Genomic DNA, 21,826 nt, shown 5'->3' with positions numbered 1-21,826 from the left:
TGTGCTTTTATTTCCCCTAAATAAGCTAAACGCATTAATATCAGCATCCCAAGATAGCTGAAGAAGTCTTAATATTTCATCTGCACTTACATAATCACTGTGGTTTTACCATAGTGCACTAGTACAAAATCATTTCCAGGAAGCTCAATAATCATATCCTTAGGGTTCACAATCTCATCAATTTGTTCATTTAAGAAATACAGCTATGGTTATACGTTACCCAAATTCAATATAAACAGAAGAACGGATACTCAGTAGTTAGCTTAATGCTGCTAATACATACATTAATCTCTACGTTAGCTTTAATAACTGTAGATCCTGACTCTTCAACAATTGATTGAACTAGTTCATCATGCCTTTTAAACATATCAACTACTTGCCCGATAAAATGATTAACTTCATAAGGTCCAGTTTAAGTCCAGTCAACTTGTGCTATCTCTAGAGACTCATACGCTTTATTCAAGTCTTTAATTTTTGCTAGATCTACTCTAGCAATCTCATCCCCTGTATAAGAACTGCTCGTCACAATCTAATCGCTTTAGCTTCCAGCACGCTAACTGCCGTCGATTCAATAATAAATTAGTTCGCTATACTGAGATATGCTAATTCCATTTAAATATTAGAATCTGGCTTCTATAAAACATGACTGAATCGGATTCCCTAAACAAATTATCACTATAAGTATCTTTATCACCAAAAAACCAATTATTAGCTGATACCTTGTAAACCGGTAATGTTTGATCCCTCTATTAAATGTTTGAACATAAAAGCTGATACCGCCCAGATAATGGCTTTGCTATCCTGTCCTATTTTAAGAAAAGTGAATCAGATTTAAAAACTTGGATGAGTAAATAAGTCATAACGATGTCAAAAAACACATTCATACCTGAATTGTATCTTTTGAAAAAGATATGAATCTCAATCAAAATAGCATCAAAAATAGTCTACAGTGACGATTAAGGTGAAGGTCAAAACACTGTCATTCATGGTTGCCTAAATGGTGCCCTAATTTTTTAACTTACCCTAACGTACTTAGTTTTATTGGTATTTTATAATTCTCTGTAACCCTTACATATCAAAATATGTAGGTTAATATACGTATTATATAATTTATCGTAAAATTCGTGGCACAACTTTGACATGGTAGAGGTCGCTAGTTCGAATCTAGTTACGCCTACCAGCATTTAGCAAGAACAAGAAAGCCCCAATCTTTATGACTGGGGCTTTTTTTGTGCTTGTATTATAAGGGCTTATAAGGGCTTACACCCATTGCTCAATTCTTGCTCTATTCATGCCAACCTCTTCTTCTAGTCTATGTGATTAATCGTCAAACAGTCCTTGGGAAATACCCCCAAATTGTGCCCAAGCTGTGCCTGCCTTAAATTATGTGACTCATAAAGATCTCAACTTTGACCTCTACTCTAGAACTTCAATTATTGTTCATCAGTATCAGCAACGTACTCAAATATATCACCTACTTCCACCCCTAAAAATGCGCAAAGCTTATCAATAGTATCGAAGTTGATTCTTAATGATTCCCGTTCTCAGTAGGTAATAACAGTACAGAAATTTGATATCTATCAATTAGTAGACAACCCTAAATTATTAATGTAATGTAAATACATACTACGAAAAGTTACTATTTATTACTATGATTTAAAATTCATTAACGATGACATTTAGGTATGTTGATTCAAAATCACCAGTTGTTAAGAAAATAACATCGTATTTAATAAAATATCATAGTGTTTAATAATTATAACGTAACTTTCGTAGTAGTGTGCCAGCAAATGGATTGCGGTATAGAAACCAATGATACTGGTTGGTTACAAATATAGGTCGATTATTGGTAATCGGCTTAACACATAAAGGGATTTTATGGATATCCTGCAACTGCTTATAAGCGGTATTGCTAACGGCTGTATTTATGGGCTATTAGCATTAGGCTTCGTACTCATTTATAAAGCATCAGAAGCTGTTAATTTCGCTCAAGGCGACATGATGATGTTAGGTGCTTTTTTAGGTATCTCTCTTATTAACGCTTCAGAAGCTAACTTACCCTTCTTGCTCGGCATCACTCTTGCCTCCCTCATTATGGGATTGTTCGGCTACTTATTAGACCGCTTTATACTTCGTGGTATTTTTGGCCAGCCACAATTCGCTATGATTATTCTGACCATCGCTTTAGGCTTTTTGATGCGCTTTGCAGCCAGCATCATTTGGGGCCATAACCCGCTTTCTCTTGAAACGCCTTTTTCAGGCAAGATGCTAGGCTTTATGGGGCTAACTATCGCCTATGTCGATGTCATCATTATTATCTCAACAGTTGCGCTTACTAGCGTCCTCTACTTCTTTTTTGCCCATACCCGCTTAGGTATCGCTATGCAAGCCAGTAGCCAAAACCAAATGGCAGCATACTATATGGGCATTCCTGTAAAACGAATTAACGGTATTGTTTGGGCGCTGTCCGGTATTGTTGCGGCTATCGCTGGCGTTTTATTTGCGGCAAAAGGAGCTATTGAGCCATCTGTTGGTCTGTTATTTGGCATTAAAGCTTTTGCAGCGGCTGTTATTGGCGGGCTTGGTTCGCTACCCGGCGCTTTAGCTGGTGGTCTATTAGTTGGTATTATCGAACCCTTTGCTAGTCGCTATTTGCCTATGGGTTTTGGTCAAGTAGCGCCTTATGTGCTTATGCTGATTGTATTGATTCTCCGGCCTGGTGGTATATTTGCGCAAATTAAACAGAAAAAGGTTTGAACCCTTATAGTTATTTTTGAACCCTTATAGTTATTATAGTTCAGTTAGACATAGGATATTTCTACCCATTATCAAGGATGATAATTTTAGATGAAAGCCCAGTTTAAGCATAGCTACGATCAAGACATCAATGTCTTTAAAGACAATGCGCACCGACTCAAGTATATAGCGCTTCTATTATTGCTAATGGCAGCACCTTGGTTGCTCAGTAGCTATTATATTAGCGAGCTTAGTGCCATTCTTATTTGGTCTATCGCAGGTCTTGGTTTAATGCTTCTTATCGGTCATACCGGTCAAGTAAGCTTAGGCCATGCCGCATTTATGGCGATAGGTGTTTTTAGTCATATGGCCTTAATGCTAAGAGGTTGGCACTTTATACCTGCCTTGATCGCCTGTGCACTTATTACAGGAATAATTGGTGCAATTATCGCCAGACCCATTTTGCGAACGAGTGGCATTTATTTAGCGATTGCCACCCTTGCGCTTAGCATAATTATTGAAGATGTGGCTATTATTGCTGAGCCTATAACAGGGGGTGTCGCAGGATTATATGCCTCTCCTATCCTATTCTTCGACTATCAAATTGACCGTTATGCGACCCCTCGGGCTTTTTATTATCTATGCCTTATCATAGTGGTTCTCATTACCTTCGCTTATATTAATTTGCTACGCAGCCCTACTGGTCGATCATTTTTGGCCATTAGAGATAGTGAAGTGTCAGCCAAAGCCCTAGGCGTCAACGTCACCCGATCTAAGACCCTTGCGTTTAGCTTATCGTGTGCCATTACAGGTGTCGCAGGCGCTATGTATGGTCACTTTGTTCAGGCTGTTAACTATGAGAGCTTTTTAGTACTTATATCAATTACCATCCTTCTTCAAGTGGTTATTGGCGGTCTTGGCTCCATTCACGGGGCTATATTTGGTGCTATCGTCATTGTCTTGCTTCCACAAGTTATCTCAATTTCTGGCGATTTTCTTAACCAAACAACAGGTATTAACCTATCGCAGTATCCTGGTATCGATATTGCCCTATTCGCCTTAGTCATTGTCGTAATTATTATTTATGAGCCTCGAGGCATATATGGTATTTGGGTCAAGATTCGCACGTGGCTTGAGATGTTTCCTTTGTACCGTAAAGGTTTGTTCCGACGTACTAAGACCTATCTAAAAACGGAGCGGATGCGATGAGCCTATTACAAGTAGAGTCACTTTCTATCGCTTTTGGCGGTGTTAAAGCAGTCGACAATGTTAGTTTTGAAGTACAAGAGGGCGAAGTATTTACCATAGTTGGCCCTAATGGGGCGGGCAAGTCTACTATCTTTAACTTGATTAGTCGGTTATATGAGCCTAGCGCGGGCCGCATTATATTCGACGGTACTGATATTACCAAACTACCCGCTCATGATATTGCTAAGCTTGGCATTGCCAGAACCTTTCAAAATATTGAACTTTTTGACCATTCCAGCGTTTTGCAGAACTTATTGATCGGTCGTCACTCACGCCGAGACACCCATTGGTTACAAGAGTTATTGTTTTTGCCTAGTGTGCGTCGTAGCGAACGGGCCCATCGCCGTGCAGTTGAAGAAGTTATCGACTTTTTGGGTTTAGAGGCATACCGAGATAAGCTTATTGCAGGCTTGCCTTATGGAATCCGCAAAGTGGTTGAGATTGCACGGGCACTCGCTTCAAATCCTAAGGTTATCTTATTGGATGAACCTGCCTCAGGACTTAGTGTTGAGGAAACAAGTGAGATGGCGTGGTGGATTGAGGATATGCAAAAAGATTTAGGATTAACAATTTTAATGGTAGAGCATGACATGAGCTTGGTAAATCGAGTTTCTGATAGAGTCTTGGCAGTAGCAGAAGGTAAACCCTTATCACAGGGGACTGCTGCTGAAGTACAAGCCGATCCCGTCGTCATTGAAGCATATCTTGGCACGGAGGATATCTAATGCAAAAACCGCTAGCCAAATCTGCCACGTCACCGAATTTACCTGAACCACCGTTGCCTTTAATTGATGCGCCAATCAAGAATAACGTGCTTGAGGTTCGTAATCTTGAAGCCTTGTATGGCCCTGTGATGGCTTTAAGAGGGGTCAATATTGAAGTGCCTGAAGGCAAAATTGTCACGATTTTAGGGGCTAATGGGGCGGGTAAAACCACCTTAATGAAAACGGTATCTGGTGTTCTAAACCCACGTAAAGGTGCAGTCTGGTTTCAAGGTGAGCGTATTGATGGCATTCAGCCTGATCGCTTGGTAAAAAGAGGTCTTGCCCATGTGCCTGAAGGACGTGAAGTGTTTCCTTTTTTAAGTGTGGCTGACAACCTTATTATGGGCGCTTATACTCGCCGAGATAAAGCTGAGATTCCCCGTGATCTCGAGATGATATATGAATACTTTCCGATTCTATATGAGCGCCGTTCTCAAACTGCTGGCACTATGTCAGGGGGTCAACAGCAGATGTTGGCTATTGGACGTGGCTTGATGTCTCGGCCTGCGCTCATGTTACTTGACGAGCCATCACTTGGATTATCACCGCTATTGGTTCAAGAGATTTTCACTATTATTAGAAGGCTTAATAAAGAGCAAGGCGTGACTATTTTATTGGTAGAGCAGAATGCACGAGTAGCGCTCAAAGCAGCGGATTTTGGCTATGTACTAGAAACAGGTCGCATTGTAATGGCGGGTAGCAGTTCAGAGCTAATGAACTCAGATGACATTAAAGAGTTCTATCTTGGTCAGACTCAGCAATCGATAGAGCAGGCTGTCCGTTTTAAACGTAAAAAGACTTGGCGATAATCATTATGCATACACTAACCACTCCCCTACCTAAAACATTGAAAACGTCTAAAGCAATGACATCACAGTCCAACGCTTTAAATGAGCAGCCATTATCGCAGTCAACTTCGCCAAAAGACGACCGAGATGTACCAATCAATAAAAAGGTAGCTAAAGCTTCAATAACACCCGATTCTTTTGTAGACGGTAGTTCAGATACGGTTGTAAACGGTTGTGATACTGTCGTTAAGCTTTGGCGACAAGTTTGCTTAGAGCGTAACACCCAAACTGCACATCGTGAAAAGTCCTTCGGTATTTGGCAAAGTAGCAGTTGGATGGATTACTTTATCGGCGCTCGTGATATCGGCATGGGTCTGATTGAACTAGGCCTTAGTAAAGGCGCCGCGGTCTCAATACTCAGTGAAGACAATAAAGAATGGCTATATTGCGATCTTGGTATTTGCGCGGTCGGTGGCATCCCGAATGGTATTTATACAACTGACAGCCCTGAACAATTGGTTTATCTAATCAATGATAGTAAATCTGAATTTTTGATTGTTGAGAATGACGAGCAATTGCATAAATACTTACATGTACGTGAACAGATGCCTACCCTCAAAAAAGTCATCGTGTTTGATAAAAAAGGACTCCGCACATTAGATGATGACAAGGTATTGTTTTTAGATTCGCTTATTGAACTGGGACAACAGGCTATCGATGCTGAGGCACGATTCAATACGCTGATAGACCAGAGCGTGCCTAGCGACATTCGCACGTTAATTTATACCTCAGGCACGACAGGCAATCCTAAGGGGGCTGTTATCACACATACTAATTGTCTCTTTGAGATGGAAGCGACCAAGTCTATCCTGTCCGTTTACCCTACTGATGAGCAGCTTTGTTTTTTGCCTCTATGTCATATTCTAGAGCGTCTTGTATCGGTAGATATCCCTATTCATAGGGGCTGTATCGTTAACTTTGCTGAGAGTACCGAAACGGTATTTGATAACCTAAAAGAGGTTTCACCGCATACCTTTACTGCCGTACCTAGACTGTGGGAAAAAATATACGCTACCGTTACTAATATGCGAAGTGATGCCAGTGGATTTAACGGTTGGGCATTTGATAAAGCCATTGCAATTGGTCATAAATATGCTGCCATCACAATAGCGGGCGACACGCCCCCTTTAGCGCTAGCGATGCAATATAAATTCTGGGACACATTAGTTCTAAAAAATATACGTGAACTCATTGGTATGTCCAATATTCGCCGTGCAGTTACTGGTGCTGCACCTATATCTCCTGAGATTATCTTATGGTTTCATGCCATCGGCGTACCTATTTATGAAGGCTATGGGATGACCGAGAGTACAGGCGTAGTCTCTTTGAATAATAAAGATAACATTCGACTTGGTAGTGTGGGACAAGTCATTCCTGGCTGTGACGTGGTTATCGCTGACGATGGTGAGATATTAATCAAAGGCCCGCTTGTCTTTGGTGGATACTGGAATAACCCTGAAAAAACTGCCGAAGATATACGAGACGATTGGTTGCATACTGGCGATATGGGAGAACTAAAAGAGGGTTATCTCTATATTACCGGTCGTATTAAAGACATTATTATTACCGCTGGCGGTAAAAACATAACCCCTGCCGTCATTGAAAGCAAGCTTAAGTTTTCACCTTATATATCAGATGCAGTTGTCATTGGCGATAAGCGCAAATATCTGACTTGTCTTATCATGATTGATCAAGAAAATGTTGAAAAGTTCGCTCAAGACAATCAAGTGGCGTTCTCTGATTTTAAGTCACTATGCCATGCCCCTGAAGTCGTGGACTTGATAAATGACATCGTTCAAAATACCAATCAATCCTTTGCCACAGTAGAACAAATTAAATATTTCCGTCTTATAGATGTTCTATTGACGGCTGAAGATGAGGAGCTGACAGCCACTATGAAGCTCAAACGCAGTTTTGTCGAAAAGAGGCATCACGCCCTAATTGACGCCATGTATTAGTCTGTTTATGAAGTCATCGGTTTTATAATCAGTCTCATATAGTTGTACGACGATTAGTTGTAAGACAATGAAACCAAGTAAAGATTATTTATTTGTATGGTTAGTAAGGAGGACACCATAGTACATGTATAAGAGTCAAACTATACCCCTAAAATGACTAATATAGTTTTTGTAGTACTAACAGTTTGTAGTATTTACATTATTTACTAAGCGATAGGATCGCAAGGAGAGTTACCATGAAAGGACGCTTTAAAGTTACATTAATTACATTGGCTATCACTATGGCTGGACTTTCAGGGTGCTCGCAACCTGAAAGTAATTCAACAGAAACCAGTGCCACTACTGAAACCAATAAAACGGCCGAAGCCGGAGACAAGACATTGGCTACGACCAGTGATATGCCCGTTCAAGGGGTAACTGATGATGAAATCGTTATTGGTGGAGTACATGATTTATCAGGCATCTTCGCCGTGTTTTCTGCACCAGCGGTCACTAGCGCCAATCAATATTTTGAAGAGGTTAACGCCAAAGGCGGCGTGCATGGTCGAAAAATTCGCTACGTGGTTGAAGACCATGGTTATCAAGTACCAAAAGCGGTGCAAGCTACCAATAAACTGATTAACCGTGACAAGGTATTTGCCATGTTAATGAGCTTAGGTACGCCGCAGAATTTAGCCGCCTTACCTATTATGGATCGAGCTAATGTGCCGAATGTGCTACCGCTTACCTTTGCCAAATCGATGCAAACTGAAGGCCCCTTTAATCGGCGCTATACGATAGGCTCTACCTATTATGACTCAATGAAAGCAGGTATGAACCACCTCATTGATCAGGATAATATTACCAAATTATGCGTCATGTATATACCTTCCGACTTTGGTGAAGAGACCCATCAAGCTGTCATCGATATTGCTACTGAGAACCCTGATGTCACGATGTTAGAAGCGACCTCGCATCGTCCTGATGAGACAGACTTCTCTGGCACGTTAGCACGATTAAAAGATGCAGAATGTGGTCTTGTGGCAACTGCTTTAGGTGTTCGCTCAACCATAGGTGTAGTAGGTAAAGCAAAAGCAATGGGCTGGGACAATGTTGACTTTATCGCTCCAGTCTCAAGTTTTCATTCGACAGTAGCCGCTGCACCAGGCGGTGCCTCAGAAGGATTATATGCCGTATCTTATTGGGAGGATATAAATTCACGTATGGATAACCCTGCTACTAAAGCTTGGGTAGATAATTACACCACAGTCAATGGGGATGCACCCTCTTCAGGCTCAATGCTAGGCTATTTAGCGGCTCGTTCATTGGTAGAAGGGTTAGAAGCTGCAGGACCTGACCTCAATGCCGATAGCTTAAATGCTGGTCTTGAAACTGTTAATTTTACCGATGATGTGACAGGTGTAACGTTTAAGATGAGTCCTGACAATCATGTTGCGACCAACGATACCTACTTATCTCAAGTACAAAACGGTCAGTGGAATACCATTGCAAAAGTTATCCAATAATTTGGGGAAAGTCCGTTAACGAATGGTCTTTTATATGATGATACCGTTATTAAAGTCTTTATCTTTTAGATAGAGACTTTTTAATGTCTCTAGCACCTATAGCCCATAATAAATCATTAAGTATCATATTTATCTATTTATGTCACCTAAGCCATTTGTAGAGTCTTGCCAATTGCCCTATCAACCTACTATCGTGCCAAAGAGCTTGAATTCAAACCTGAAAAGCGTTCACAGCTTAGTCATTTATTGTCTTATCAGCAAAAGCGCACTGTATGACAATGAAAACATGCTTGTTAGGCTTAAAAACATCAGTGACGATCCTAAAGTATTATCACTCATTGACAAGCTCACCTAGCAATAGCTTCTACTAGCTAACCTATATAAACAAGATTCATTTAGCGGTATGGGTAATCCTAGTAAAGGTGACAACATAGATCAAACTGCCGAGCGTATTAGACAAATAGAAGACGATTCTGTATTCCTTGTCTATCATTAGATATAGGCTAATATGAGCATCACGTAATTTAACAGAAAATTAGTTGAACAACTTTGTCATGGTAGAGGTCGCTAGTTCGAATCTAGTTACGCTTACCATCATTAAGTACAAATAAAAGCCCCGATCATTCTGATCAAGGCTTTTTTGTGCTTGAATTATATGAGTTTGAAGCACTATTTATATAATTGGCCACTTCAATTATTAGCTAGCCAAACATTTTAAATGTATATAACATTGCAGTATATGAATCTTATTAAAATCTATTGAATGATTAGACTTTTAAAATCTTCATAGTAATTAGCCACTTAAATGGCATACCAATTTTCAGCTATTTAGAAACTTTGGCTTCCATCAAATTATAAGCACTCGATGCCAAGATACTCCTGCATTTACTCACCTACTCATTGAATATCGTCAACTTCAAAAACTATGTTTCTAACTGCACCTTCATAATAAAAATAAGTAACCTTTTTGTTTCTTAATTAAAATGTGTAAGTGAACGCGTTATCTTCTAAAGATAAAGTACTACTATTTGATATATACAAGTGACAGCTTATTTTGTACGGTTTGAATTACGATATGACTTGAGAAATTATGTCTGTCGCTTACTGCCTTATAACAACTGAACATTTAAGACCTACCTTTTCTATGTTATTTTTTAATTCATTGATAATATACATTAAATATTTCTACTTTTTCGCTGAAAAAATAAAACTTAAGATATCAATTCTGAATTAATGTTTGGTTATTTTCATTAAAGTTTTAACAAGTGGTGTAGACCAACTCGCTTTCTCTGTTATCTTGAGGAATAAATCTCAAAATTAACTATATTTTCATCTTAATAGCCTGGAACTACTAGATTGCATTTCAGCGGCTTAGTAAGTATGTGTATTAATAACTATAGGTATAGCTACCTAAGGCAGAATTGTTTTTCCTTTTGTCTTAGGCAGTGCTAAATATTTATCTGAAGGAACAACGACGGTTGCCAAACAGCACGTTAATGACATGAGGTATGGTGTCATAGGATAAATGATAAGTATTATGTATATTGATTCCACTATATTTCGCTAAACTCAAGTTATAAGTTATCTATATACTTGACCGCTAGAGATCAGTTTAATATCTTGCCTTTGGAGCATACCTATGCAAAACATACCCTCCTACTATCACTATTGGGGTAAAGCCCAGCCACAAAAAGACTTGCAAAAAGTTAACTTGCCTGCCCCCTATCATCTCCTCGTTTACCACTGCCTTGATGTCGCTGCAGTGGCTTACCATTTGCTCAATGACGACGCTGCTATTATGAATGACTTGTCAGCGTATTTGATGATTAGGAAACACAAGCTACGTTCCTTGTTGTGCTTTCTTATTGCATTACACGATTTGGGTAAGTTTGCTACTTCGTTTCAAGGGTTATATCAGCCCAAAGAAGATGAGTTTTTGGTAACGTTTAATAAAAATTATCCTTATAGCAAAAACACGATGCACTCGGCTATTGTTTTTATCGTAATGCACTACTTAATAAATGTTTTGGTAACCACAACTTTGACAGAAGAACTAAAAACAATTTTAAAAATGGGCTAACTATTTTATTTGATTGTGTATTGGGACATCATGGTAAACCCATACAACCTGAAGATAAACCTGTTAGCGCCAAAGACCCTCTAGCAGTAGGCGTCAAATATAAGGATGAAATAGGTGATGCAGAAACTAAGGATAAATTTCTATCATTTGTAACCGGTAAATCCTGCAAAGTACGTCAAGCCAATCTCGATTTTGAAGTATTTGACTATAGTGCGAAGCTTGCTAGCTCCGAACCCCAAATGGTTGTCACTCGCCTACTTAAAGAGCATCTTGATTGCCGAGCCGTATTAATCTCTTGGCCAAACTATTCTATCTTACACAATAATAAACTCATTGAGTTTGAGTTGATGCAGCATGGCATTGCTGTACAACACGTGATCAATCAAGGTAAAAGTAAAGATGGGCTCAAGATCAGTGCACTGATAAAGGGGATGCAGGAGAAATTTCCTACCATACCTGTTAACTCATTATGTGAATCGGTATCAATAGATCCTTTTGATATAGCCATTGGTCTGGATATATTACGACATGGTCAGGAAGATATCGCCAGCTTGCCTGTTTGCTTTGATAAGCAAGGCAACTCAACCTGTATTATGAGCGAAGAGTATGTCACTCCATCGAAAGAAAAAAGAGAAACGACTAAAATTGTCGATGCCATTACAGCCAGTGCAAATCAGCACCCTAAACACACTGGACAAATACAAGTAGGCACGGCGTACCCACAAGTTGAAGTGCTATTTTTATGTGATGGCGTGGCATATGAAGATTATGATAAGATAGCGCAGCAACTGCCTGAGTATATTCAATTAACTGTGTTATCAATTCGTAAGAACTTACTAGCAGTGGCATCTAATGAACTAAATGCCGGTGAGTATAACGCCATTTATAACCAGCTAACGGCTAACAGCTTCGTATTTGGAGTCAATGCTCGACAAGGTAGTGATTACAAAATTAGCCAGGTGCATTTAGTTGATATCGTCCGTAATCCGTTAGGTCTATCCGTTGATGAGTTGGCTAAAATTATTCTTGAGTTGGTGAGGAATAACCAAACCACAGAATCGCAGATGGCGCGCCTACCTCAACCAGTAGCTTATGCCGATCGGATGGCGGGAACTATACGTCAATTTGTACAAGACCCTTAGCTACAGCGTTATGTTGCTGATCATTATCAGGATGAGTGCAATGCTGCCAAAAGCGCGAAACGCTTTATTTATCAGCAAATAAAGGCATTTATTGAAACTCATCCAAATGGTGATGCATTTGCGGTGTAAATAATTGATTAGACTAAGGTTAAAAGAGCCTTTACTGTGTTAGAGGCTCTTTTAATCTTACAAAATACCACTACCTGTTTTATTTTTTAGCAATGCTGCTAGCTGAGAGCCTGACTTTAACTTTTCAATATAGGTACAGCCTCTGTCATTTGGCTTCCAATGTTGACAGCGTAGATAGTACTGATCTAATAAACCCTTACCATTCTTTTTCTTATGTAGCACCATGGGCTCAGCATGTATCGGACAGCATACGATATCTATTCCCTCCTTACGAGAATATAAATCAGACTGAAGATCATCCATTCTTTCTGAGATTAATTTGGAGGTGTCATCATGTTGAATGATGGTATTAAACTCGTCGGACGTCAGACTAAATTCTGGAGCGCTGGTATCCGTAAGTAAGGAATAATCTTGTTTGGTAAGTGGCTCAGTATGGTTACATAAACGTATATCTCTATCTACCATATACCACCCTGTGCAACCCCAGTAAAAGTTTTCAGGTCTCACATGAGACAAGTCCCTTCTCCACTGTAGCTTCATTACCCTGCTACACGTTGGACAAGTTTTCCCCAATGTGTCCGCAAAAGCATTCCACTGTAAGACGTGAGTCGTTTCAAGATCAACGTCCACCTTATTTATTAGGGATTCGTTCTCTACGAAGGTGTCTGCTGCGATAACTTGACGGCTTTCAGTAATACCATATTTTAGCTCTCGACGTCTTTCGCTCAGTATTCTGTAACGCTTATTCTCAGCTTCTGACAAATAACCTCTATCTAGATACTTTTCTCTTAGTGATAGTATCTCTTCATTTAGCTCATGAATTTGATCTTGTTTTTTATCCCGATTTCTATAGAAAGTTTTGGGTTCAATCTTTCGCGATGAGAATATAGAAGTTACTGATGAGACAACATCAGAAACGACGTCTACCGCTGCACTGATAATGGAACCTAACCCTGTAAATAATGCACCAAAAAAACTCATTGTTATCAACCTCTCAAATTTGGGTGGGCGGATTTAACAGCGGAGTTCAAATCTAACCATCAATGGCATCTATAATTTCTCTAAAATGATTAACTTCACCCTGTTTTACTTTTTTATTGTAGAAAAATGATTTATTCCCTACAAAAACCAAGTTTTCTTTAGTACGTGATATTGCTACATTCAGCCTTTTTCTATCTATTAAAAATGAGATATTACCGTATGTTTTGACTGTTGAATATATAACGATATCCGCTTGCTCACCCTGAAAACTATCGACTGTATCAATTTTCATATTAGATATATGAGGCAGGTCAAGGGAGCTAATCCGCTTCCTTAACTTATTTTTTTGAGCAGAATACGGGGTGATAATCCCTATTGACTTTGTCAAACCTCGAGATGCGAGATGAGTGTTACATAATTCAACAAATTTTATTATTTGATTGATTTCACCCAAATTATAGCTACTAGTACCTAGATGACTGTGTGTACTATCTGGTACATCTATCCAACGAATCACATTCTGAGGATCTAAGAAGTTATCCGTCTTCTTTATATGCCCATTTTTTAGCTTATCATCGTAAAAGAGATTGCTAATCATATCACCGATAGGTTTCGGCATCCTGAACTGCTCAGCTAACATTGCTTTATTACTATCGGGCGCCCTTGCATACAGATCTTCAAAGTAGCTTATTTCTAGCACAGACATGTCTTCTAGACTAAGCACATCCTCGTCATCTTGCTCAATCTTTTCTAGTAACTTTCTATCTATAGTGGGCGGTAACTGATTATGATCACCAATCAAGATGACTTTCTTCGACCTTAAAATAGGTATCAATAGCTCAGGTAATGTTGCCCTGCCTGCTTCATCAACGATTGCAATATCAAACTCTGCTAGATCTAATCCAAGTGACTTATTAGCCAAACCAACACAAGTTGCACCAAGAATTTGATGCTTACTTATTAATAAATTTTTAATTTCATTATCTATCTCTCTAAAATCTTCTTTATAAATTAAGTCTAACCACTCCTTAATAAACTCAAATCTATCTTTAGCATTGTTTATTTCAATATTAATAAGTTGATTCCGGACGTCTTCCCTGTACCGTTCAAACCAACGTTCAACCGTAAACTCTTTGATCTCTTCATATTGAATCTTGTCTTCATTTGGCGCAACTCTGACTATGGTGTGTCCCTGATCCCTAAATAATTCAATATTTTCTGTATATATTCCGCTCAATACATTATCTACCGCCACGTTTTGCTGAGACACTAACAAGATATTGGCAAACTTATTCTTTAATAAAGTTTGATAGATAAGCTCTTTAATTACGGTTGTCTTTCCTGTACCAGGCGGCCCCTGTATAAAAAATATATCCTGAACATTTAAAGCACCTCTAACAACAGACTGCTGATTATCAGTTAGTTGCTTATTATTAAAGTTAACTGTGAGGTCTTCTGCAATTTTTTTATAAGATATTAATTGTGGTGATATTAGCAGTTGCTTTAAATCTACATTAACCATTTTAGAAAACGAAAAGTCTTTTAATGCCTTCTTTTGTTTGTGTAGAACAGCCTGATATGTCTTAATTTTTAAGAATAGTGACCCTTTTGGTAAAATTTCTAATGTTTCATAAAAGTCTACTTTAGTTTTTACTACGCTTTGATCTATAGAGTAATCATCTAAAAAACCTAAATTTACTCCGCCAACTTCTACTGTGACATCTCTAGAATCAATATCCTTAATTTTTGACTTCAAATTATCCAGATTGAGGATCTTAAAAAAGAGTGTAGAATCTTCTTCATGAAATCCATCATATTCTAACTCAAGCAGCTCGTAGGAGTTATCTTCGATTTGATAATTAATAATTCGCTGCCATTTTTTATAGGTATCAAAGTCATTATTTAGTGTCTTAGAGGAGTAGTTAATATAGTTCAACTGCTCATTAACAAAAGTTGTAAAGTCAGTAAAGGATTTTTCTCGACCCGTTATCAAGTCTCTATAATGATCATAGTAAATATTTTCTTCTACTAACTGAATATCAAAAGGGGTATTAAAAGAGGAAGTGTTGATTTCATTGAGTTCACTTTTACTTATATCTTTTAGCAGGATAGACATTTGATGATAATCCACCTCTGCCTGTAATTGATAATTACCAATCTTTAAGACCAAGTCCTTGCCATTTAAGCTGACAACTTGAAAATCCTGTTCCAACAACTCACTTTCCGATGACTTAATCATATCAAGAAAGTCAGCTTTAAATATTATAGGTAGTACATTTGCCTCCTCATTCCTAAAATCTTCAGTCACCTTTTCTGTCACATAAACTTCATTTAGCAATAAGTCGTACTCTTGCACTTTTACCTCAAAACTATCGTATTCTTTATACTTTTTATGAGGATAAAGCTTTTGTTGTCTATTTAATTTTAAATTTACATTATGAAAACCTAGTGTTAATTTTTCCTGATTTGGCTTCTCATCATATATTGGACGTACATTTAATTCCAAATCAGTCAATATATGCTTATATATCAGCCCTTTAGCTATCGATGCTTGGAAAAATTTATTGGACTTATTTTTATAATCAATCAAGATATAAAAATCTTCGTCATCCTCATATTCTTCATATAGATCCAACTCCTCTTGGCATGCTATAACTTCCTTTTTTTCTTTGTCATAACCATCGGTTTTCAACGATAGCTTTTGGCCATAACGGTTCCACCCATAATTATCAGGCGATGAATGAAGCGCTATTTCATCCTCTGTTTTATTTACAGAGGCAAGCTTACCTAAGTATAAGTAATCCGCAGGTAATAAAGGCTGTGGTAACTCAAGATCGAAAATCTGATCATATTTCTTAAATTTCTCTATATTATCGAGCTCGTCCTTGTACCAATCCAAATATAACCAATAAGCTTCTAATCTGTTTTTTGCGTCTTCAACTTTATTTCTATTATCAATCAGCGACTGTCTTTGGTATGTAGAGATAGATTCATTCTGTAGTTCATCCTTGATTGCATTGGCTAGCTTTTCTAGCTCGGCCTTAATACCTGCTTTTTCTTCTCTAAAAAACTTAACTTCTTTAAGATACTTATCTTTTATTTTTTCATAATTTTCTTTAGCTATCTGGTATAAGTTAGAGCTACTGTTAGATAGCTCTAAATCATACTTTTCTTGTAGCGCTAATAACTCTGCCGATAGCCTAGCATGCCTTTCTTGCTCTCTTACTGTTTTGCTGTTATAAAGCCAACTTGCAACAGTAGCACTAACAGCGATAACGCCAAGACCGATAACAATATGAACCATTACTGACTTCCTAGCATTACTAAATCCCTCATAAATGCTAACTTCTGCTCGTGTAGCTTATCAAATAGAACCATAACAGTTGGAGAATCAAGTCCTTGTTCGTTTTGATACACTCTAATCTGTACCTCAAGAGCGTCTATCTTATCAATCAATTTTTCAACCAGATCTAACTTTCTTGATTTAATCTTAAAGTCGTCGTCGAGCTCTTTAAATTTAAGATCATAGTTATGCTCAAGTTCAATGATTTCTGTTTGAAACTCAATTATTTTTTCATATAGCCTATTATCTGACTCTTTAATTCTTGCTTCAGCATCTTTAGCAACTTGTTTGGTTTTTTGAATCTCTGTTAATAATGAGGAGCTGCTATTAATAACATCAAATCCCGCTTTTATTATTTCGACCTTTTGACTTCCTGACAGACTACCACTTGCTGGTTTTGATGAATCAGCTGTAGGTGTGCTTGATTCTCTTGACTGTAAATTGTTCGGCACTCTATTTTTTTTAACGTTTTCCATCTTAGTCTCCAACATATTCTAATGAAATACTGACATACATAGTTACGGCTTCATGATATTTGCTGACAATTTCACGAGTTTCCTTAGCCAAGGGTAGCTCTTGCCTGTAGTGTTCAACCTCGGCTTTCATGCTTAAAAAATAATCACGAGCATGCTCATAAGCCGACTTCAAAGCGGCTAGGTTTTGCTTATTACTTTCTATTTTCTGTTGTATTACTCCTCTGTCTTTTTCTAATTGATATCGATACTTATCTTCTGATAGACCCAGCTCCTTTTTTAGGTTTTTAAACTCATGTTTTAGAGCCTCTATTTGAATTATCAGCTGCTTATTCTGTTCTTTAACTTGCCTATAAGCCGAATAAGAGACAAATAAATCTGCTAATGAGACGACAGCATCTATGAAAACCAGAGTCGGATTAACCTTAGAAATACCTTTGACCCCATATTTTGCGCCATAGTAAATTATCTTAGAGCATCTGTGGACTCGTACAGCCTGCCCTATATTAAATCTATCTATACTTTTCATGATAAACTCAATATGTCATTAATATTTAGGAATCTAGTTAAGCTAGACTGTTTAATATTTGTTTTTATATCCAAAAATAATAGCTGGTTGATAGGTATGGATATATCAAAGTCCTTTCGTATTACATCTACTTTATCTATAAATGAGGGTATTTCTATATTGGGCTTCCTACTATTTTTTTCATTTTCATTACTCTCAATAGTATCGCCATTAATCAAGTTAAAAAAACCGAGCCCTTTAAACTGCTTCTTAACCTTACTAAGCTCATCTTCGTTTAATATTTGACTGGTGATTATCTTAGAGACAGTCAATACAGGAATATTTACAGCAATATAGTCAACACCCCTCACCTTACTGCTCTCCAACATTCCTAACAGGTCTTCTTCACTAACGTCATAATTAAAGTATTTAGTCTGTTGAAACTCATTCACAAGGCTAAAGTTAAAATCCTGTATATGCCTATTAATAAAGGCCTCTGACAACTCCAGCCCACTTAAGTTTAATATTTTTAACTTATCCAAACTCTGTTCATTTATCTCTTTAAATTTTTTCCTAACCTTGTAGTTATATAGGTTATCAGAGACCACAACACCCCTAGGCTCATCACTTAAATACTCATTATCAGCACTATACACAGTACGCGCATTGAGCTCGATAAAGTGATCTAAGGCTACACTTACTCTATTATCATTAAAATCAGAGATTAAATTAAAGAGCTCAATAAACTCTCTGCCTTTATCTGTTAAACCATAGTCTTCATCTAAATACTTTCTAGATATTATAAAGTCTAATTGTCTTTTAATAACATTGGCGTTTATAAGAATAATCTCTGCAATATCCTCTACTGTTAAACCTTCGTAAATGGCTTTCATACAGTAAATAGTAAACTCACCCAGTTGATCTAGGTTTTTATGTGAGAGCTCAACGTCATGTACTGAGAACTTGAAACTAATTATCAATATTAATTCCTCAAATTTCCTAATGTGATCACAGCCTTACTTAGCCTTACCCTTCTTGCCACTGGCTTTCTTCTCAGCTTGAATCTTAGCCAATAGCGCCTCGGCACTGTTGTCACCACTGATAAGCTCGGGGTGTTGCGCACGCCATTCTTTAGTCAATTGACCAGTAAAAGCTTGATGTAAAATAGACTGGGTTAAATTATCGACTCGGGCTTTGGCTGCTGCGACGCTTTTTTCGATTTGATCGGCATGTGCGAAAAGTTGGTTTACTTTTTCAACTATTTCGGTTTGTTCAGTTAAAGAAGGTTTCTTTATTACAAGGTTCTCTATCTGTGTTTTAGTAAGTGCTTGTCTTGTAGCTCCGTAATTTTCACTCATTATCCATTTCTGCATAATCTCGCTAGATAAGTAAAGTTTCAAATATCTTGGTTCTAGCAGCTCCTTTTTACATCTAAGAATCGAAACATGCTGATTTACCCTTCCCCCTACAAAATCATCAGGTGCTAAGTTAACCCTTCCTATAGATGCACCAGTTATGTTAAATAAAACATCGCTTTCATGAATTTCGACATTATCTAATTTCTTTGCCTGTTCTTCATCAATGAATGCTAGATCTTTATATTTAATAAAATTTGTGTGAATGTTCATGGAGCGAACTAAAGGTATACCTGTTTCTTTATATGCACTTTTACCCCCTTTGGGTGTTGCCCCTGAACCAATCTTAGTAGTTAGTTTCTTAAGAATAACTTCATCATAATTGGAAAATTCAGTCAACCTCCCTCTAACTGCATCATTTAAAACAGACTGCCGAAACTTCTCAATCAATTTAGGAATGGCATCGAGTCGGGCTTGGATTTGTGAAACGTTTGTTAAGTGGTTATCGAGGAGCTTTACAATTTCTTTTTGTTCATTCAAACTAGGAAGGATAACTGGAATCTTCTTCATATTAGTTTGAGTAAGTTTTAAACGAGTACCGCCATTTACATATCCTAGATAATCAATATTATTGAAAAAATGAAGCAAATACTTATTCAGCAAAACTCCATCAACTGCCTTTAAAACATGAGCATGGTTATTAACCCATGTCTTTCCTTTCAACATATAAGCTTTATGTTTGTTGAGATCAAGGAATGGAACACCATCTTCCCCTAATGCGACTAACTCCTCATCGAAAAGATAGTCGTCTATCCAACCAACCTTACCCGTTGCACCATAATAGGGATATAACTCACTCTCATTTTTTCCAAGAATACGGTTTTGTCTTTCAGTATTATTAACTGGCTTACGTTGGCTATCCAAGATTTCAATGCAATCTATAAAATGAGCTTCAATCCATCCTTCCGGCAATGCTAACTTACTCATTGCTGCACCTCATTATCTAATCCCAATACATCAAGTAGCAGCTTTTTCTGAGCACTGGCCTCGTCGCCCTCGCCTAATGCTTGCATCAGCTCATTCAATTGGAGCAGCGCTTCGGTTAGCTCTGTCATCGCTTCACCTGCCAGCACATGTGGCTCAGGCAAATCCTCGGCTGAGATATTATCGCTGTCTCGTATCCAGCTAATATCTAAGCTATCGCCCTTTTCATCCGCTATCCACTCACGACTAAGCACCCGCCAGCGGCTGGTTTCTATATTAGGGACTGTATCTGTTTCCTGATTGTCCGTCTCTTTTTTAGCATCATCGACTTGCTCAGGCGCAAACGACCAATCGCCCTCGGTGCGCGGGCTTGTGCCCATCGGGTCATCACCATATAGCGCTTCAAATGGCGCTAAGTGCTGCGGGCTTAACGGGGTACGCTTACCGAAGCTTGGCATATTGGTACGTAAGTCATAGACCCAGACATTCTGGGTACAGTCTTGCTCTTGGTACGGATCAGCAGCCGTGCCTTTGGTAAAGAACAACACGTTGGTCTTCACCCCAGCCGCATAGAAGATACCGGTAGGCAGACGTAAGATGGTGTGCAGATTACACTTATCCATTAGGTCGCGGCGAATATCGGTACCAATACCGGCTTCAAACAATACGTTGTCCGGTAATACTACCGCTGCTCGGCCGCCGGGCTTGAGATTGCGGTAGATGTGCTGCAAGAACGCCAACTGCTTGTTGCTGGTCTTATAAGTTAAGTCATCACGGGTGATACTGGCATCACCGCCTTTAGAGGTGCCAAACGGCGGGTTGGCTAAGATGACATCAGATTTTGGTAGGCGAGCACCGGCTTCACCAAGGGAGTTTCCTTGATGGATAACCCCTTCATTGTCTCCTTCCATGCCATGCAGCATACAGTTCATCAGTGCCAAGCGGCGGGTATTAGGCACCAGCTCTACCCCAACGAAGGCCTTGGTCTTCTGGAACTTAGCTTGCTCTGGGCTTAAATCAAACAAATCATCAGTCTGCGACTTAATGTAGGTATCTGCCGCGATTAAGAAACCTGCGGTACCGGCGGCTGGGTCTTGGATGACCTCACCGGCTTGCGGCTGGATACAGCGGACAATACTGTCAATGAGCACACGCGGCGTAAAGTACTGACCGGCACCCGATTTAGTTTCGGTCGCGTTTTTCTCCAATAGTCCTTCATAAAGATCGCCTAAGCCATCATTTTGAATACTAAACCAATCTAGAGCATCCAGACTCTTAACCAGCTGCTCTAAGTGACGTGGCTCTCTTAGACGCGTGTAGGCATCGTTGTAGATAGTAGCGATAAGCTGGTCATCACTTTTGGATAAGTCGAGTAGCACCTGCTTGTATTTATTTAGCAAATTTAGACCAGACAGCTCATTTAAGTCCGTCCAGCGGCAGCCTTCTGGTAGCTTGTGTGCAACCAACACCCCTTGCTGCGTGTTTTCATACTCCATCTTAATGAACAGTAGTAATACCAGCTCGGTCACATAATCACTGTAGTTAATGCCGTCATCTCGTAGGACGTCACAAAGGTTCCAAAGCTTTTGGACAATATTACTGGTGCTCATATAAATTCCTAATGAAATTAATTTAGTTATTGTTGTGCTTAGCGTTAAAACATCAGGTCTGCTGATGACTGCTGTTTTCTATTGATTACTGATGATTATAGTAAGTTAGCGCCAGTCTTTCACCCGTTAATAGGGGGTGAATGGCTCTATTGCGTCATCTAG

At 38.7% G+C, this 21,826-nt stretch carries 16 protein-coding genes; 8 read left to right on the top strand and 8 right to left on the bottom strand.

Annotation, left to right across the window (positions count from 1 at the left end; all coding sequences use genetic code 11):
* Positions 1–1,433 precede the first annotated feature (1,433 nt).
* On the bottom strand, positions 1,434–1,526 hold the full coding sequence (locus tag AC2SLT_RS12480; protein WP_486547984.1) for a helix-turn-helix domain-containing protein: 93 nt from the start codon (positions 1,524–1,526) through the stop codon (positions 1,434–1,436).
* 352 nt (positions 1,527–1,878) lie between these two features.
* On the opposite strand from AC2SLT_RS12480, the gene AC2SLT_RS12475 reads away from it, so the two are divergent.
* The 8 genes from AC2SLT_RS12475 (at position 1,879) to AC2SLT_RS12440 (ending at position 12,281) form a co-directional block, all read left to right on the top strand.
* The gene (locus AC2SLT_RS12475; RefSeq protein WP_486547978.1) at positions 1,879–2,757 is read left to right on the top strand and encodes a branched-chain amino acid ABC transporter permease; all 879 of its coding nucleotides are present in this window, start codon (positions 1,879–1,881) and stop codon (positions 2,755–2,757) included.
* Positions 2,758–2,847: 90 nt separating this feature from the next.
* On the top strand, positions 2,848–3,945 hold the full coding sequence (locus AC2SLT_RS12470; protein ID WP_486547977.1) for a branched-chain amino acid ABC transporter permease: 1,098 nt from the start codon (positions 2,848–2,850) through the stop codon (positions 3,943–3,945).
* Positions 3,942–4,709 (top strand): ABC transporter ATP-binding protein, encoded by a 768-nt coding sequence (locus AC2SLT_RS12465; RefSeq protein WP_486547976.1) that lies wholly within the window; start codon positions 3,942–3,944, stop codon positions 4,707–4,709. The genes AC2SLT_RS12470 and AC2SLT_RS12465 overlap by 4 nt, the downstream gene beginning before the upstream one ends.
* Positions 4,709–5,557 (top strand): ABC transporter ATP-binding protein, encoded by an 849-nt coding sequence (locus AC2SLT_RS12460; RefSeq protein WP_486547975.1) that lies wholly within the window; start codon positions 4,709–4,711, stop codon positions 5,555–5,557. Before AC2SLT_RS12465 ends, AC2SLT_RS12460 begins: the two co-directional genes overlap by 1 nt.
* A gap of 5 nt (positions 5,558–5,562) precedes the next feature.
* Positions 5,563–7,554 (top strand): AMP-dependent synthetase/ligase, encoded by a 1,992-nt coding sequence (locus tag AC2SLT_RS12455; RefSeq protein WP_486547974.1) that lies wholly within the window; start codon positions 5,563–5,565, stop codon positions 7,552–7,554.
* A gap of 236 nt (positions 7,555–7,790) precedes the next feature.
* Entirely contained in the window at positions 7,791–9,059 is a 1,269-nt protein-coding gene (locus tag AC2SLT_RS12450; protein WP_486547973.1) for an ABC transporter substrate-binding protein, read from the top strand.
* 1,639 nt (positions 9,060–10,698) lie between these two features.
* Complete coding sequence (locus AC2SLT_RS12445) at positions 10,699–11,139, top strand: CRISPR-associated endonuclease Cas3'' (RefSeq protein WP_486547972.1); 441 nt, start codon at positions 10,699–10,701, stop codon at positions 11,137–11,139.
* A 20-nt stretch (positions 11,140–11,159) separates the two neighbouring features.
* Positions 11,160–12,281: a hypothetical protein gene (locus AC2SLT_RS12440; protein ID WP_486547971.1), complete on the top strand. Its 1,122-nt coding sequence runs from the start codon at positions 11,160–11,162 to the stop codon at positions 12,279–12,281.
* 186 nt (positions 12,282–12,467) lie between these two features.
* Here AC2SLT_RS12440 and AC2SLT_RS12435 read toward each other — a convergent pair whose 3' ends face one another.
* The 7 genes from AC2SLT_RS12435 to AC2SLT_RS12405 form a co-directional block, all read right to left on the bottom strand.
* Positions 12,468–13,391: a hypothetical protein gene (locus AC2SLT_RS12435; protein ID WP_486547970.1), complete on the bottom strand. Its 924-nt coding sequence runs from the start codon at positions 13,389–13,391 to the stop codon at positions 12,468–12,470.
* A 52-nt stretch (positions 13,392–13,443) separates the two neighbouring features.
* Positions 13,444–16,695 carry a DEAD/DEAH box helicase gene (locus AC2SLT_RS12430; RefSeq protein ID WP_486547969.1) on the bottom strand — a complete coding sequence of 1,084 codons (3,252 nt, stop codon included), beginning with the start codon at positions 16,693–16,695 and terminating at the stop codon, positions 13,444–13,446.
* Positions 16,695–17,210, bottom strand: a complete 516-nt coding sequence (locus AC2SLT_RS12425) for a hypothetical protein (RefSeq protein ID WP_486547968.1) — start codon at positions 17,208–17,210, stop codon at positions 16,695–16,697. Before AC2SLT_RS12425 ends, AC2SLT_RS12430 begins: the two co-directional genes overlap by 1 nt.
* Position 17,211: 1 nt before the next feature.
* Positions 17,212–17,736 (bottom strand): hypothetical protein, encoded by a 525-nt coding sequence (locus AC2SLT_RS12420; RefSeq protein ID WP_486547967.1) that lies wholly within the window; start codon positions 17,734–17,736, stop codon positions 17,212–17,214.
* The gene (locus tag AC2SLT_RS12415) at positions 17,733–18,608 is read right to left on the bottom strand and encodes a hypothetical protein (RefSeq protein ID WP_486547966.1); all 876 of its coding nucleotides are present in this window, start codon (positions 18,606–18,608) and stop codon (positions 17,733–17,735) included. The genes AC2SLT_RS12420 and AC2SLT_RS12415 overlap by 4 nt, the downstream gene beginning before the upstream one ends.
* A gap of 123 nt (positions 18,609–18,731) precedes the next feature.
* The gene (locus AC2SLT_RS12410; protein WP_486547965.1) at positions 18,732–20,057 is read right to left on the bottom strand and encodes a restriction endonuclease subunit S; all 1,326 of its coding nucleotides are present in this window, start codon (positions 20,055–20,057) and stop codon (positions 18,732–18,734) included.
* Positions 20,054–21,664: a type I restriction-modification system subunit M gene (locus AC2SLT_RS12405; RefSeq protein ID WP_486547964.1), complete on the bottom strand. Its 1,611-nt coding sequence runs from the start codon at positions 21,662–21,664 to the stop codon at positions 20,054–20,056. Before AC2SLT_RS12405 ends, AC2SLT_RS12410 begins: the two co-directional genes overlap by 4 nt.
* Between the last annotated feature and the right edge of the window lie 162 nt (positions 21,665–21,826).

This window comes from Psychrobacter sp. CX18, assembly GCF_057396215.1.
Note: the sequence above shows the minus strand (reverse complement) of the source record. Positions and strands in the feature narration are given on the sequence as shown.